We start from the raw sequence: 12,916 nt of genomic DNA on the forward strand, positions 1-12,916 counted from the left end.
CCGCTACGGCGATCCGCGGACCGCTCTCATCGGCTGCGCCGACGGCCGGAGCTTGCGCTCCGGGCTCGCGCCGGTTCGACCTGCTCAGTTCAGCCCGTACAGCGCCCCGTATTTGGCGTTGAGGTGGGCCAGCAGCGGGGCCGGGGTCGGCGGGGAACCGGCGGCCCGTTCGATCAGTTCCGTCGGGGCGTAGCGGCGGCCGTGGCGGTAGATCTTTTCCGTCAGCCAGTCCCGCAGCGGAGTGAAGTTCCCGGCGGCGAGTTGCTCGTCCAGCTCGCCGTTTTCCGCCCGCACCGCGTCCCACAGCATCGCGGCGTAGACGTTGCCGAGGGCGTAGGTCGGGAAGTAGCCGATCAGCCCCGCCGCCCAGTGGATGTCCTGCAAACAGCCGTCCGCCGCCGACGGCGGGCGGAAGCCGAACATCGCCTCGAACCGTTCGTCCCACACGTCGCAGACGTCGCCCGCCGGCAGGTCGCCGGAGATCAGCGGCTGTTCCAGTTCGAACCGGAGCAGAACGTGCAGGTTGTAGGTCACCTCGTCGGCTTCGACCCGGATCAGCGTCGGCCGCACGTCGTTCACCGCCCGGTACAGCGCCTCCGCGGAGGCCTCGCCGAGGGCGTCGGGGAAGGCGGCCCGGGCCTGCGGGGCCGCGTGCTCCCAATAGGGGCGGGAGCGACCGACGAAGTTCTCCCACAGCCGACTCTGGGATTCGTGCACGCCCAGCCCGCAGGCTTCGCCCAGCGGGGAGCCGAACCACGCGTCCGGCAGGTTCTGCTCGTAGATCCCGTGACCGGCCTCGTGCAGCACGCCGAAGTAGGACTGCGAGAAGTCGTTCTGGTTGTACCGCGTCGTCAACCGGCAGTCGGCCGGCCCCAGCGTGGTGCAGAACGGGTGGGCGGCGGTGTCCAACCGACCAGAGTCGAACCGGAACCCCAGCTCCTCCGCCCCGGAGCGGCAGAACGCCTTCTGATCGGCGACGGCGTAGTTCCGAGCGAGCAGGGAACGGTCCGGGGTCACGCCGGCGTCTGAGATCGCTGCGACCAGCGGGACGAGGCCGGCCCGTAGTTCGGCGAACACGGCGGCCACCTGATCGCTTTTGGCCGCCGGTTCGTAGTCGTCCAGCAGGGCGTCGTAGGCGGGGGCGTCGGCGAGGTCCGCCCGGCCGGAGGCCACGGCGGCGGCCTCCTCCCGCTTCAGGTTCACCACCGCCTCGAGGTGCGGGCGGAACGCGGCGAAGTCGGACCGTTTGCGGGCCTCGGCCCAGTTCTGCTGGGCGAGGGTCGTCACCCGCGACAGTTCCTCCACCAACCGCCGGGGCAGGGTGGTACGACGGTCGAAGTCCCGGCGGGCCTCCCGCAGACAGGCCGCGGCGGCGGAGTCTTCCGGCCAGTCCTCCCCCTCGGCGGCCTGCAGGGCGTCCCGCAGCTCCGGTCCGGTCAGCCGATCGTGCGTCAGCCCGGCCAGCGCGGCGAGTTGATCGGCCCGAAAGTCCCCGGCCCGGGGGGGCAGATAGGTTTGCTCGTCCCAGGCCAGCACGTCGGCGGCGGTTTTCAACGCCGCGGCGTCCCGCAGCACGGCGAGGAGGTCGGCGAACGGGCCGCTTTCGGGCGGGCCGGGGTCCGTGAGGGGGGCGGGCATTCGGGGGGCGCTCCGTCGAGGTGGGGGAGCGGCCATCGTTCCGTGGGAACCGGCGGGGCGAAAGCGCTCCGGAGCCGCCGGCTGTTCCGGGGCCTTTTTCCCAAACGAAAACCGCCCCCCGCGTCGGCGGACGCGGGGGGCGGAGCGAGAGCGGCGGCGAGCGCCGGCGCCGCACCGCGTTCGGCAGTGGTCGTGGGAGTCAGACGGCGTCGGCGGCGGGGATTTCGAAGCCCTTCCGCTGCGGGTCTTGCAGCAGCCGGTTGGCTTCCTCGGCCCGTTCGCCGGTGAAGCGCTCGGAAGACGGGTCGAACTCCAGGATCGGGCCGACGGTGTACTGCGTGTCGGCGTCGGAGAGGCCCACGCCGTCCCGCATGATGGCGTGCAGCCGCTCGAAGTGCTCCGTGGCCTCGGGGTTGGCGAACTTCACCTCGCTGACCGGGGCCTGCTCGCCGAGGCGGTAGGAGTTGTTCATCACGTGGCCCAGCACGCAGCCGTAGTGGGCGTCCTCGACGTTGCCGTTGGCCATGCTCGGATCGTTGGCGCGAACGGCCCGAATGAAGCTGCCCCAGTTGCCGCCGGGGGTGACGTCCCCTCGCTCGATCTTCAGCGGCTCGGCTTTGTCGCTGCCGGGGCGGATGATCTTGTAGTTGCCCTCGCCGACGATCTTGCTGCCGTCTTCGAGGTAGTACTCGTTGTAGACCTGCCGCTGGTAGCCGTCGTAGTTCACGTTGCGGACGTCGAACATCACCATCTGGCCGTTGGGATATTCGGCCACGGAGAACATGGTGTTGGGCGTCTCGCCCTGGTCGTCCCACTTGAAGCGCCCGCCGACGGCGGTGGTGCGGATCGGGTGGGTCTGATCCGGGTCGATCGCCCAGCGGGCGACGTCCAGCTGGTGGGTGCCCTGGTTGTTGAGGTCGCCGTTGCCGGTCTCCCAGAACCAGTGCCAGTCGTAGTGAACGTAGTTGTCGTGGTACTGGTCGATCACGGCCGGACCCTTCCAGAGGTTCCAGTCGAGGTTCTTCGGCGGGTTCTCCGGCTTGGCGACGCCGATGCTGCCGCGGGGTTTGCAGCAGTAGCCGTAGGCGATCTTGAGCCGGGGCAGCTTGCCGGTGTGCAGGGCCTCGTGCAGGCCGGCGATGCCGGAGTCGCTCCGCCGCTGGGTGCCGTGCTGCACGACCACGCCGTACTTCTTCTGCGCCTCCACGGCGACGCGGCCCTCCGCGACGTCGTGGCTCATCGGTTTTTCAACGTAGACGTGCTTGCCGGCCTGGCAGGCCCAAATCGTGATGAGCGAATGCCAGTGGTTCGGCGTCGCCACGCTGATGGCGTCGAGGTTCGGATCGTCCAACGCCTCCCGGACGTCGGCGACGCCCTTCACGTTTTTGGCGGCCTCTTTGCCCTCCAGCTTTTTGAGGGTCTTGGCGAGAACGTTGGCGTCCGGATCGATGACGTAGGCGATCTCCACGTTCTCCTGCCCCAGCCAGCCGGACAGGTGGGCCTGACCGCGGCCGTTCAGGCCGGCGACGGCGATCCGCACGCGATCGTTCGCCCCCCGTACCGCCCCGGAGGCCCGGGTGCCGGCGAGGATCAGCCCGCCGCCGGCCGCGGCGGAGGCGGCAAGGAATGACCGGCGGGAGGTCTGGAATGAATGCGGCATGGAGTTCGTCAGAGCGACCAAGACGGGACGAGGAATCGATCGGAAACCCTACCGCCTGTCACCCCAACGTGTCAAAGACTTCTGATGGGATCCGCCGGCGGTCGCGGGCGCCCCGGAAGCCGTCGGCAGGCGGCGGACCGCAACGAAAAATGCCGCGCCGGGGCGGCCCCGGCGCGGCGTCGAACTTGGCGGAACTGATCCGCGGTTCAGAGCTCGTCGACGACCTCGTTGCCGGCCCGGGACCCGAGGGCGCCCCAGACGCCGTCGCGGGACCTGCCGCTGGTCATGCGACCGCCGTCTTCCTTGTCGTTGCCGCAGTCGATCGTGTCGCTGACGGACCGGACGGAGCCGTCGCCCAGCACGACCTGCACGCCGCCGGTGTGGTAGCTGCCGGCGGGGATGATGGAGTGGCCGGAGTCGTCGCTGCCTTCCATGCAACTCGGGCCGTTCGGCGGCATCTGGGCGCTGAAGCCGGAATGCGGGGCGGCGCCGTCAGCCCACCGGCTGCCGCGGCTGCACAGCGTCCTGCTCTGATTGTCGTAGCCCGGATTGCTCGGATCCTCGACTGTCCCGGTATCTCGCGCGGCAGGCGGGACGGTTCTGGCCGGGCGCTTCGATATCAAGACTGCAGGTCCATGGAGATCAGGACCGGTGGTCTATAAAGAAAGCCGACCCCGCTCGGGAGCAGGGCCGGCTATCGTCTCGGACCTCACCCCTCAAAGAGGGCGGGGCGTCTCGCAGTCGGAGCGGTCAGGCCGCCGCTCGTCAGAATTCCGTGTTCGTCTCGCCGCCGACGCTCGTGCCGATGGCGCCCCAAACGCCGTAGGGGCTCCGGCCGGAGGTGACGTTGCTGGCGGCCAGATTGCCGGTGTCGATCGTTTCGGAGATGAACGCGACTGACCCATCGACCAGCACGGCCTGGATCCCGCCAGAGTGATAGCTCCCGGCGGTCATGATCCCGTTCTCCCAGTCCGTCCCTTGACCGGAGGCCCGACAGCTGGGGCCGTTCGGGGGCACGATGGTGAGGAACTGGGTGAACACCATGCCGCCGTCGGCCCAACGGGTGCCACGCTGCTGGTCACCGGACCCCAGGGGAAGGCTGTCCTTGTAAAACTGGGGATTGGTCGGGTCGACCGCGTAATCGATGCAGTTGGTCTGCACGTCCCCGTAGCCCGTCGCGGAGTGCGTCAGCGGAGCGTCCTTACACCACTGCGCGATGAGGCTCTTCGTGCCGTCGTAACGGCCGATTTCGCCGATCAACAGGGTCGTGGTGGTCCCGTCGCGGCAGTCGGTGAAGGACAGCGAATCGTTCCGGATGCCCATCCCGCGGGCCTCAGGTCGGTCCGGGTCGCTGGCGCCGCTGGCGTTGTCGCCCCAGTTGAGGGCGTAGTTGGTATCCGCTTCGTTCGTCACCTTGGCCCCGTCCGACGGGCAGATCAGGGTGGCGATCTGCGTCCGCCACGGCGGGTAGTCCTCGTTCCATGGCCGACGGCCAAAAGGCTCGACGTCGTAATCAGTCCCGTTGTACGTGTACTGCAACGGCTTGGACATCTGGTTCCAGAGGGCGGTCTGGTCCAGGAAGGGCGTCAGGCCGACCAGGAAGCTGTTCCGACCGCCGCTACCACCGATGCCGCCGCCGACGCCCATCGGGAAGGCTTTGTAGGTGCTGTGGTAGTTGTGCATGGCCAGCCCCAACTGCTTGAGGTTGTTCTGGCACTGGCTGCGGCGGGCCGCCTCGCGGGCCTGCTGCACGGCGGGCAGCAGGAGGGAGACGAGGATCGCGATAATCGCGATCACCACCAGCAGCTCAATAAGCGTGAAACCCGAACGCCGCCGGGGCGGAGTGGGTGAATGAGAGCGAAGCACTGAGGGAGACTCCGTGACGTTGGAGAAGGAGGTCGTCCGGAAGAAGAACCGGAGGATCAGGGAGCGGGAATCGCACGGATTGGGTCGAATGGCCTCGAACGGGCCTTAAGATCAACTTGCGCTATTCCGACTCACATCGTACGGAGACGGCCGTTAACTGTGCAATAGACATCCTCTGTCTGCGGGGTGGGGGAATTCCCTTCCGCGGCGGGCGGGAAACCGCCCCGTTTGTCTTTCCCCTCAAACCTCGGCAGGATCCCGGCCCGTTCGCTCACGCCCCCCCCCGCTCCAACTCAACCGTTCCGCTCCGATGTCGATCCTCACCGCCTTCGCCCGTTCCGCCCGCACGCTCACCTTGGCGTCGCTGTTGTGCTCGCCGGCGCTGGTCGCGCCGCTCGCCCTGACCGGCTGCGGCGGCGACGTGGAGCAGCCGACCTTAGATGAGAGCCCGGAGGCGATCGCGGAGCGAGAGGCCCAGAACGAGGAGAACGAAAACATGATGAGCGGCGGGGCCACGAACGACTGAGCCCCATGCCCGCGTCTCGCCCGGCGCCGGCGGCGCGTCACTGGACCTTCAGGCGAAGGATTTGCTGACGAAGGATTTGTTCACGACGTCCCGCCTGTTCTTCATCGCCCGTGGCGGCCGAGCCCTCGGCACGGGGTTGCGGGGGCGAACTCACTGTTTGACATAGGTCGCTTCGGCCGGCGGCACGCGTTGCTCCTCTTTGACCTGCCGCCGAAGTCCCTTTCCCGGGACCGTGTGCTCCGCCCGGTGACGGGACGACGGAGCGTGGGCGGCGGTGAGTGCGATCCTGCCGGGGGGCGTCAGCTCTTTTCGAAGCTCAGCGGGTGGTCGCCCTTGGTGTCGGCGACGCGCATCGCGATCTCGCCGTCCAGCAGGTCGGTGAGCAACTGCCCGCAGAGTTCTTTCCGCCAGCCGGTGGCCAGCAGGGGCACCTCGACGCCCTCCGGCCGGCCGGCGGTGTGCCAGCGGACCAGTTCCCGCAGGTCCTTCGCCGTGCCGGCGATCGTGCGGGCGACCTCGTGCTCGTTGCACAGACTGCTCAGGGCGATGCCGAGCAGCTGGCCGAGCACGTGTTCGTCGGGGTTCTTGTCCGGCCCCTCGCGGCGGACGCGCTGGGGCAGTTCTTCTTCGGGCACCAGCTTGCCGCGTTCGATGGCGGCGAGGATCTCTTCGGCGCTGCGGCGGATATCGCCGCGGTTCATGTCGCGGGGGGCGGTGAGCTGCTCCTCCGTCTCCGGCTGCCGCTTGGCGAGGTCGATGACGAGGTCGTCCCGCAGGATGCGGCGGACGGGGCGGTTCTTCTCCTCCGCCTCGGCCTGCCGCCACAGGGCGACCTCCTTCGCCACGGCGAGGTCCCGCCGGGAGAGCTTCGACAATCCGGAAAGCCGCTCGTGCGGTTCGCGGCGGTGGTCCTCCGCGAGGTTGCGGACGAATCGCACGAACTCCGCCGCCGCCCAGGAGGTGCGACCGCGCTGCTGGAGGTCCTTCCGCTGAATCTCCCAGATCTTGGGCAGAAACTCCGCGTCCCGCAGAGCGTACGACAGCTGATCCGCCGAGAGCGGCCGGCGGCGCCAGTCGGTGCGGGTCTGGCTGCCCTTCGGGGCCCGCACGTTTAACACCCGCTGCACCAGGGCGTCGTAGCCCAGCGGGTAGCTGGTGGACCGCAGTCCCTCGGCGAGCTGCACGTCGACCAACCGCCGCGGCGCCTGCCCGGTGGCTTCGAGGCAGAACTTCACCTCGGCCTGCCCGCCGTGCACGATCACGGTGGTGCGGTCGTCGGTCATCAGGTCCCACCAGGGGGTGAGATCCGTCAGTTCGAACGGGTCCGCCCCGACGGTCTCCCCCGCGGAGCTGAACTGCATCAGGCACAGTTCGGGGCGATAGGTGGATTCGGAGACGAACTCCGTGTCGAAGGCGACGAGGCGGGCGTCGCGGGCCCGCTGGCAGAAGTCGTCGAACTCCGCCTGATCGGTGATCAGGGCGTCCTCGTCGGCCGGTCCGCCGGTGCCGGCGCCGCGGCGGAACCCGCCCCCGGAGCCGGACGACCGCGAAGCGCCGCGGGCCGAGTCGCCGCGGCTGTCGGAACGAGACGATCGGCGGGAACGGGGCATTCGGGGGAGCCGCGGCGGGCGATCTGTGGGGCCGGGGGAGGAGCGGCCGGGGACGGCGGTGGGCGGGAGTCGACGCAGCGTCGACGCAAACGGGAAAACACGAGGACCGCTCGATGGTCCACCCCCCGCGTCCCGACGCAACCGCCGTGCCGGCCGCGGCGGGCGGTCCGGTCGGAACGGTTCGCCGACGCCCCTTCAACCCGCACGGTCCGACGGGCCGATGCCCGCACCGCCCCCGCATCCGCCGCCGTCGCCCGCACCGCCGGCTCCCGCGCCGCCCCTCCCCGCTCGCCCCGCACGCCCCGATGGAAGACGACGCACCGCCCGGCGTCCCGGAATGGGTCGTGACCTACGGCGACATGATGAGCCTGCTGCTCACGTTTTTTATCATGCTGGTGAGCATGTCGGAGATCACCGAGGAGTCCAAGTACCGGGAGGTTCTGGCGAGCCTGCACGAGCGGCTGGGCTACCCCGCCGGCGCGATGGCCGCTCCGGGGAACGAGTTGGCGGGGACGGCGTCGGATTCGATGGACGCCGAGGCCGGCACCCCGCCGGTCGCCGATCCCGGCGACGGCGGCACGCCCCGCCCGACCAGCCCCGGCGCCCGGCCGATGCTCACCCGGGAGCGGGCCGGTCGCCCCGTGCCCGCCGGCCCGCCGACGTTGTTCGACGCCAACACCGACCGCCTCGGCAAGGGGGAGGAGGCCCGGCTGGACGCTGTCGCCGACGCCATCGCCGGCAAGCTTCAGGTGGTGGAACTCCGCGGCTTCGCCCCGGCGGACGAGGCGCACGACTGGAACGCCCTCGCCTACCGCCGGGCCCGGCTCGTGCTGGAGGAACTCGTCAAACGCGGCGTGCGGCCGGACCGCTTCCGGCTGCGGACGGGCGGCGTCGCCGCGGAGCCGTCGGCGTTCGGTCCGGACGCCCCCCCGCCGGACCGCGTGGAGATCTGGGTGCTGGACCGCCTCGCGGCCGCCCCCCGCGGCGGCCGCTGAGCGGGCCGCGGAACCGCCCGCCCGCCGGGCCTCACTCCGTCTCCCACCCGTTCGGCGACCGCCGCCGCCACACGATCAGTCCCCAGACCGCCGCGATCGTCAGCGCCCCGCCGACGCCCACGGCGATGTCGAACGCCACCGGCCGCTCCGCAGACCACTGCTCCTGCACGCGGTTCGGCCGGGCCATCGTGTCCCCGACCCGCAGCACGGCGACGCCGTACTTCTCCCGGAACCGGGCGTCCGGGTCGGGGGAGGCTTCGATCCACAGCTCTTCGTCCTCACGGACCTTTTCGAACCAGGCGTCGGTCTCGGCGAATTCGCGTTCGAGGGCGTCGGCGACGACATCGACGTTCTCGCGGCCGAGTTCGAGTTTCTCCTGAGAAAGCAACGTCTGCGCGGCGAACTCTCGATACCGCTCGGCGGCGTCCGGGGCGCTGCGGGCGGCCGCGAGATAAGCCCGCGCCGCGAGTTGCCGGGGGACATCCTGGTTTGGCGGGTCGTCCCGGTAACCGTCGGCCGACAGCAGATCGCCCAGCGCTTCCAGCAGTATCGGGCTGCGGTAGTCGCCGAACCGCATCATCCCTTCGAGGCCTTTCCGGCCCTCTTCGAGGGAGACGTCCCGCTCTTTCAGAAACACCGCGAACCCGGCGGCGTTCCGATCGAACCGCTCGTCACCGTCTGAATCCAGCGGCAGCGGGACGGTCTCCGCGTCGCCCTTGCGCTCCAGCAGGTATTCGACCAGCAATTTCTGGATGCGTTCGCGGCCGAAGTGGGCGTCGGGGTTCAATTCCAACGCCCGGTCGATCTCCTTCAGCCCCTCCTCGTACCGGCCGGCGTGAATCAGGATCGTGCCGCGGTTGGCGGCGGTTTCGTAGGCGCCGACCTCGCCCACGTCGGCCTGTTTGCGGTCCAGGGCGGCCAGCGCCTCCTCCCGCCGGCCGAGTTTGTCGAGGGCGACGGCGAGGTCGTCGTAGGCGGCGGCCCGCTGTTCGGCGGTCATCGCCTGCTCCCCCGCCGCGTGCAGGCGGAGCTTCGACTGTCGGTCCTGCACCCGGTATTCGTAGAACGCGTCGGTGTGGCGGGGGAACTTGCCGACGATCAACTCCAGCGTGCCGGGCCACTCCTGGCGTTCCTGCCAGAGGGTGTCGGTGTCCCACAGGCAGGCGGACGCCGGCGGGGCCGACAGCAGCGCCGCGAGCGCGACGAGGCCGAGAACGGGACGGGAGGCGGACATGGCAGCGCTGCGGGCGACGCACGGGCGACGGGGGAACGCCCCATTCTAACCGGCCCCGCTTTGCGCAAACCCCCCGAACGGTCGCACCCCGCGGCGGGGGCTCTTACCGTGCCCGCTGCGTTCCCCTTACCGATCGAGCCCCCGCGATGTCGCGTCCCCCCGTCTTCCGCCTGTTGACCGCCGCTCTGCTCGCCTGCTGCGCCCCGCTCGCCGCGGCCGCCCCGCAGGACGGCGACCAAAACGGCGAGAAGGACGCCGGTCCCTACAGCAAGCCGACGATTGACGTCGGCGTGATCGTCTCCGACGCGGAAAAGACGGAGACGTTCTATGTGGACGTGCTCGGTTTCGAGAAGTCCGGAGAGTTTAGCGTCGATGAGCAGATCGCCGGCGACAGCGGCCTGACGGACGACCGCCCGCTCCACGCCCGCGTGATGACCCTCGGCAAGGGCGAGGACGCCACCCGCATCAAGCTGGTCACGGTGCCCGGCGCCCCGCCGGCCCGCCAGGACAGCCGGTTCATCCACAGCACCTACGGGCCCAGCTACCTGACCCTGCACGTGCGGGATATGGACCCGATCCTCAAAGCCGCCGCCGAGCACAAGCTCAAGCCGCTGGCCAAGGGCCCGGTGGCCCTCGGCGGGGGCCGCTACCTCGCCCTGCTCCGCGACCCGGACGGCAACTTCATCGAACTCGTCGGCGCCCGCCCCCACGCCCAACCCGAGGAGCCGGCCGGGGAGGAGAAGAACGAGGACACGCAGGACGCGGCGAAGCCGGACGGCGAACAGAAGGAGGAGATGAAGAGCGACGCGAAGAAGGACGAGCCGAAGAAGGACGAGCCGAAAAAGGACGAGCCGAAAAATGACGAGGCGAGCCCGGACGAACCCGCCGAGGACGCCGCGGACGACGCCGAGGCGGCCGCCGAGAAGGCCGGCGACGCGGCGGAGAACGCTGCCGAAGTGGTCGAGGAGGCCGCCGAGGACGCGACCGAGGAGTAGTCCCAGGAACGTCTCCCGGGCCCTGCGGCTCCGCAACGCAAAACGCCCCGGACGGTGTCCCGTCCGGGGCGTTGTCGTTGCCGACGGCTCCGCCGATCAGGCGACGGTCTTGACCGCGATCGTGCGGCGGACCTGTTCCTTCGTCTTCGGCAGGGTGACCGTGAGCACGCCGCGGCTCAATTCGGCCTCGACGCCGTCCCGGTCGACCGTCTGGCCGAGGCGGAAGGTGCGGTGCCAGTCGCCCTCGGGATAGCCGGTCCCGCGGGCGGTCAGCGAATCGCGGTTCCGGCCGGCGAGGGGGCCGTCGGGGACCTTCGCCCACAGGGTCAGCACGTCCTTCTCGACGGTCAGTTCCAGGCCGTCCTCGCTGGCGCCCGGCACGTCCGCGGTCAGGCGGAACGAGTCCGGCGTCTCCAGCACGTCGACCCGCGGCAGATACCGCGACCGCAGCGCTTCGCCGTTCCGATCGGAGGAACGTTCCTCCTCCTGGGGCGTGTCGGTTTTGGTGAGGGTCGTCTCCTCGGTCGTTTGATCCGCGGAGGTTTCCGTAAGGGTTTGCTCGCTCATGGGTGATACTTTCAGTCGTGGGTGACGGGGGGGAACCTCACGGGCGATAAGCCCGCTTCGGTTCTTGGTGTCTCGGTCTCTGGTCCGTCCGCCGCGGGCGGCTCAGTGGGATTTCACCTCGATCCGGCGGGCCTGCCGCTCGGCGGGTTTGTTCAGCACGAGGGTGAGGACGCCGCGGGCGAACTCCGCTTCCACGCCGTCGATCGGCGGGGTGAACGGGAGCCGCACGGTGCGGGAGAACTTGCCGCGGGGCCGCTCCCGGCGGAGCCACTGGCCGTTCTCCGGGGTTTCGGCGTTGGGCCAGGCGCCGCTGACGGTGACCTCGTCCCCCTTCACGGAGACCTCGACCGCCTCCGGGTCCAGCCCGGGCAGTTCGGCGGTGAGGATCATGGCGTCCTCGGACTCGTGCAGGTTGAACGGGGGAACGGCGGCGTCGGCCGCGGAGGACGGGCTCGACAGGGCCCGGTCGAACGACCGCAGCAGGCCGTTCATCTCGCGGCGGACGTCGTCGAGTTCGGCAAAGGGATTACGGGTGACGAATTGCATGGGAGTGGCTTTCATCCAGTGAAACAGGGGGGATGGATACGGCTGCCAACTTGGACGGCCGGGTTGACATCCTGCAAGCAGCGTGCCGAACCGTTCACGCGTACACCCCGAAGTCGGCGGTCGGGGGCGGCCCGATTCTCGCGTCGGCGGGGGGCGGCGCCGCCGAAACGGAGCGACCGGCACGATCGCCGCCGCCGGGGCGATCGACGGGAGCGACACGTCCGGGGGCCGTTTCCGCCGGCCGTTCCGACGGGGCGACCGTCGCTCACCGAGGCCTGCCCGTTCGGCCGATGCCCGCAGCGTCCCCCGAACTCTCGGGGGCTCTCTTCCAACATCCCGCACAGCCGCACGGACGGGGCAGGGCGATGACCGACACTGCAAGCCGCACTTCCAAGACCGCTTCCTCCCCGAACCCGGAGGTCGCTGCGCGTCGTCCCGCCCGCCGCGGCGGGGCCTCCCGGGCCCTGGGCCAGTTGTCCCGCCTGACGCTGGGCGGCGTGGGGGCGGCGTTATTGCTGGCGCCCTCCGCCGCGGTCGCGGCCCAATTGGGGGGCTGGTCCGCCGCGGAGGTGACCGCCGGTTGGACCGCCGCCGAGGCGGCCGGCGTCGGGTTGATGAGTCTCGCCGGGCTTTGGACGGTCGTGGCCCTCGCCTGTCGGCCCCGCGGGGAGGCGACCCCCGCCGCCGCCCGCGCCGAACGCGTCGACCGGACCGAGGCTCGCCCCGCGTCCGCCCCGGCCGAGCGTTCCGCCCTCGCCGCCGAGACGGACGCCGAGGCGAAACCGGCCGCCCCGAAGCGGGTGGACGACGTGGACCCCGCCGCGGTGCGGTCCACCTGGTCGGCCTCCGCCGCGCAGCCCGCCCCCAAGAAGGCCGCTGACAAACAGGCCGCCGCCGAGCCGACCGAGCGGCAGGACGACGCCCCGGCGACGATCCCCTTCCCCGCCCCCGCCGTCGCTGAAGAGACGGAGGAGGAAGCGCCCTCCTACCGGCAGGAATGGCCGGAGGAATGGGGCGACGAGGGGAACGAGCCGTCCGTGATCCGCTTCGAGGACGTGCCCCGCACCGTCGAGGTCGGCGACCGGGTGATCGACCTGACGGAGATGGACTTCGACGGCGGCAAGGAGGACATGCTCAAGGGCCTGTCCAAGAAGGAACGTCGGACCGTCCGCAAGGCGTTGCGGAACCGCGAGCGGATGCTGATGCGGGCCGCCTGACCCGGCGGACCGACCGGAGGACCGACCGGCGGCCCCCGGGCCGCCGGCCGTGGCGCCGGCGC

12 protein-coding genes are annotated in these 12,916 nt (G+C 70.4%); 4 read left to right on the forward strand and 8 right to left on the reverse strand.

Features of this window, described 5'->3' with window-relative positions; genetic code table 11:
• Positions 1-84: 84 nt before the first annotated feature.
• From ACG2DA_RS17610 to ACG2DA_RS17625, 4 genes are all read right to left on the reverse strand, one after another.
• A complete protein-coding gene (locus ACG2DA_RS17610) occupies positions 85-1,638 on the reverse strand; it encodes a carboxypeptidase M32 (RefSeq protein ID WP_395257212.1) in 1,554 nt (517 codons plus the stop codon).
• Positions 1,639-1,837: 199 nt separating this feature from the next.
• The gene (locus tag ACG2DA_RS17615) at positions 1,838-3,298 is read right to left on the reverse strand and encodes a Gfo/Idh/MocA family protein (RefSeq protein WP_395257214.1); all 1,461 of its coding nucleotides are present in this window, start codon (positions 3,296-3,298) and stop codon (positions 1,838-1,840) included.
• A gap of 206 nt (positions 3,299-3,504) precedes the next feature.
• Positions 3,505-3,921 carry a DUF1559 domain-containing protein gene (locus ACG2DA_RS17620; RefSeq protein WP_395257216.1) on the reverse strand — a complete coding sequence of 139 codons (417 nt, stop codon included), beginning with the start codon at positions 3,919-3,921 and terminating at the stop codon, positions 3,505-3,507.
• 142 nt (positions 3,922-4,063) lie between these two features.
• Entirely contained in the window at positions 4,064-5,164 is a 1,101-nt protein-coding gene (locus ACG2DA_RS17625) for a DUF1559 domain-containing protein (protein WP_395257218.1), read from the reverse strand.
• Between the two features lie 310 nt (positions 5,165-5,474).
• Between ACG2DA_RS17625 and ACG2DA_RS17630 the strand changes: the two genes are divergently transcribed.
• Positions 5,475-5,690: a hypothetical protein gene (locus ACG2DA_RS17630; protein WP_395257220.1), complete on the forward strand. Its 216-nt coding sequence runs from the start codon at positions 5,475-5,477 to the stop codon at positions 5,688-5,690.
• Between the two features lie 299 nt (positions 5,691-5,989).
• Here ACG2DA_RS17630 and ACG2DA_RS17635 read toward each other — a convergent pair whose 3' ends face one another.
• Positions 5,990-7,300: a ribonuclease D gene (locus tag ACG2DA_RS17635; RefSeq protein WP_395257222.1), complete on the reverse strand. Its 1,311-nt coding sequence runs from the start codon at positions 7,298-7,300 to the stop codon at positions 5,990-5,992.
• A 305-nt stretch (positions 7,301-7,605) separates the two neighbouring features.
• On the opposite strand from ACG2DA_RS17635, the gene ACG2DA_RS17640 reads away from it, so the two are divergent.
• On the forward strand, positions 7,606-8,295 hold the full coding sequence (locus ACG2DA_RS17640) for a flagellar motor protein MotB (protein WP_395257224.1): 690 nt from the start codon (positions 7,606-7,608) through the stop codon (positions 8,293-8,295).
• Between the two features lie 31 nt (positions 8,296-8,326).
• On the opposite strand, the gene ACG2DA_RS17645 is transcribed toward ACG2DA_RS17640, so the two are convergent.
• Positions 8,327-9,529: a hypothetical protein gene (locus tag ACG2DA_RS17645; RefSeq protein ID WP_395257226.1), complete on the reverse strand. Its 1,203-nt coding sequence runs from the start codon at positions 9,527-9,529 to the stop codon at positions 8,327-8,329.
• A 146-nt stretch (positions 9,530-9,675) separates the two neighbouring features.
• Between ACG2DA_RS17645 and ACG2DA_RS17650 the strand changes: the two genes are divergently transcribed.
• Positions 9,676-10,524 carry a VOC family protein gene (locus tag ACG2DA_RS17650; protein WP_395257228.1) on the forward strand — a complete coding sequence of 283 codons (849 nt, stop codon included), beginning with the start codon at positions 9,676-9,678 and terminating at the stop codon, positions 10,522-10,524.
• 96 nt (positions 10,525-10,620) lie between these two features.
• On the opposite strand, the gene ACG2DA_RS17655 is transcribed toward ACG2DA_RS17650, so the two are convergent.
• Both ACG2DA_RS17655 and ACG2DA_RS17660 read right to left on the reverse strand, forming a co-directional pair.
• Entirely contained in the window at positions 10,621-11,091 is a 471-nt protein-coding gene (locus tag ACG2DA_RS17655; RefSeq protein ID WP_395257230.1) for an Hsp20/alpha crystallin family protein, read from the reverse strand.
• 102 nt (positions 11,092-11,193) lie between these two features.
• On the reverse strand, positions 11,194-11,652 hold the full coding sequence (locus ACG2DA_RS17660) for an Hsp20/alpha crystallin family protein (RefSeq protein WP_395257232.1): 459 nt from the start codon (positions 11,650-11,652) through the stop codon (positions 11,194-11,196).
• 350 nt (positions 11,653-12,002) lie between these two features.
• On the opposite strand from ACG2DA_RS17660, the gene ACG2DA_RS17665 reads away from it, so the two are divergent.
• Positions 12,003-12,854, forward strand: a complete 852-nt coding sequence (locus tag ACG2DA_RS17665; RefSeq protein WP_395257234.1) for a hypothetical protein — start codon at positions 12,003-12,005, stop codon at positions 12,852-12,854.
• The last annotated feature ends 62 nt before the right edge of the window (positions 12,855-12,916 follow it).

This window comes from Alienimonas sp. DA493 (assembly GCF_043951915.1).
GTDB lineage: Bacteria > Planctomycetota > Planctomycetia > Planctomycetales > Planctomycetaceae > Alienimonas.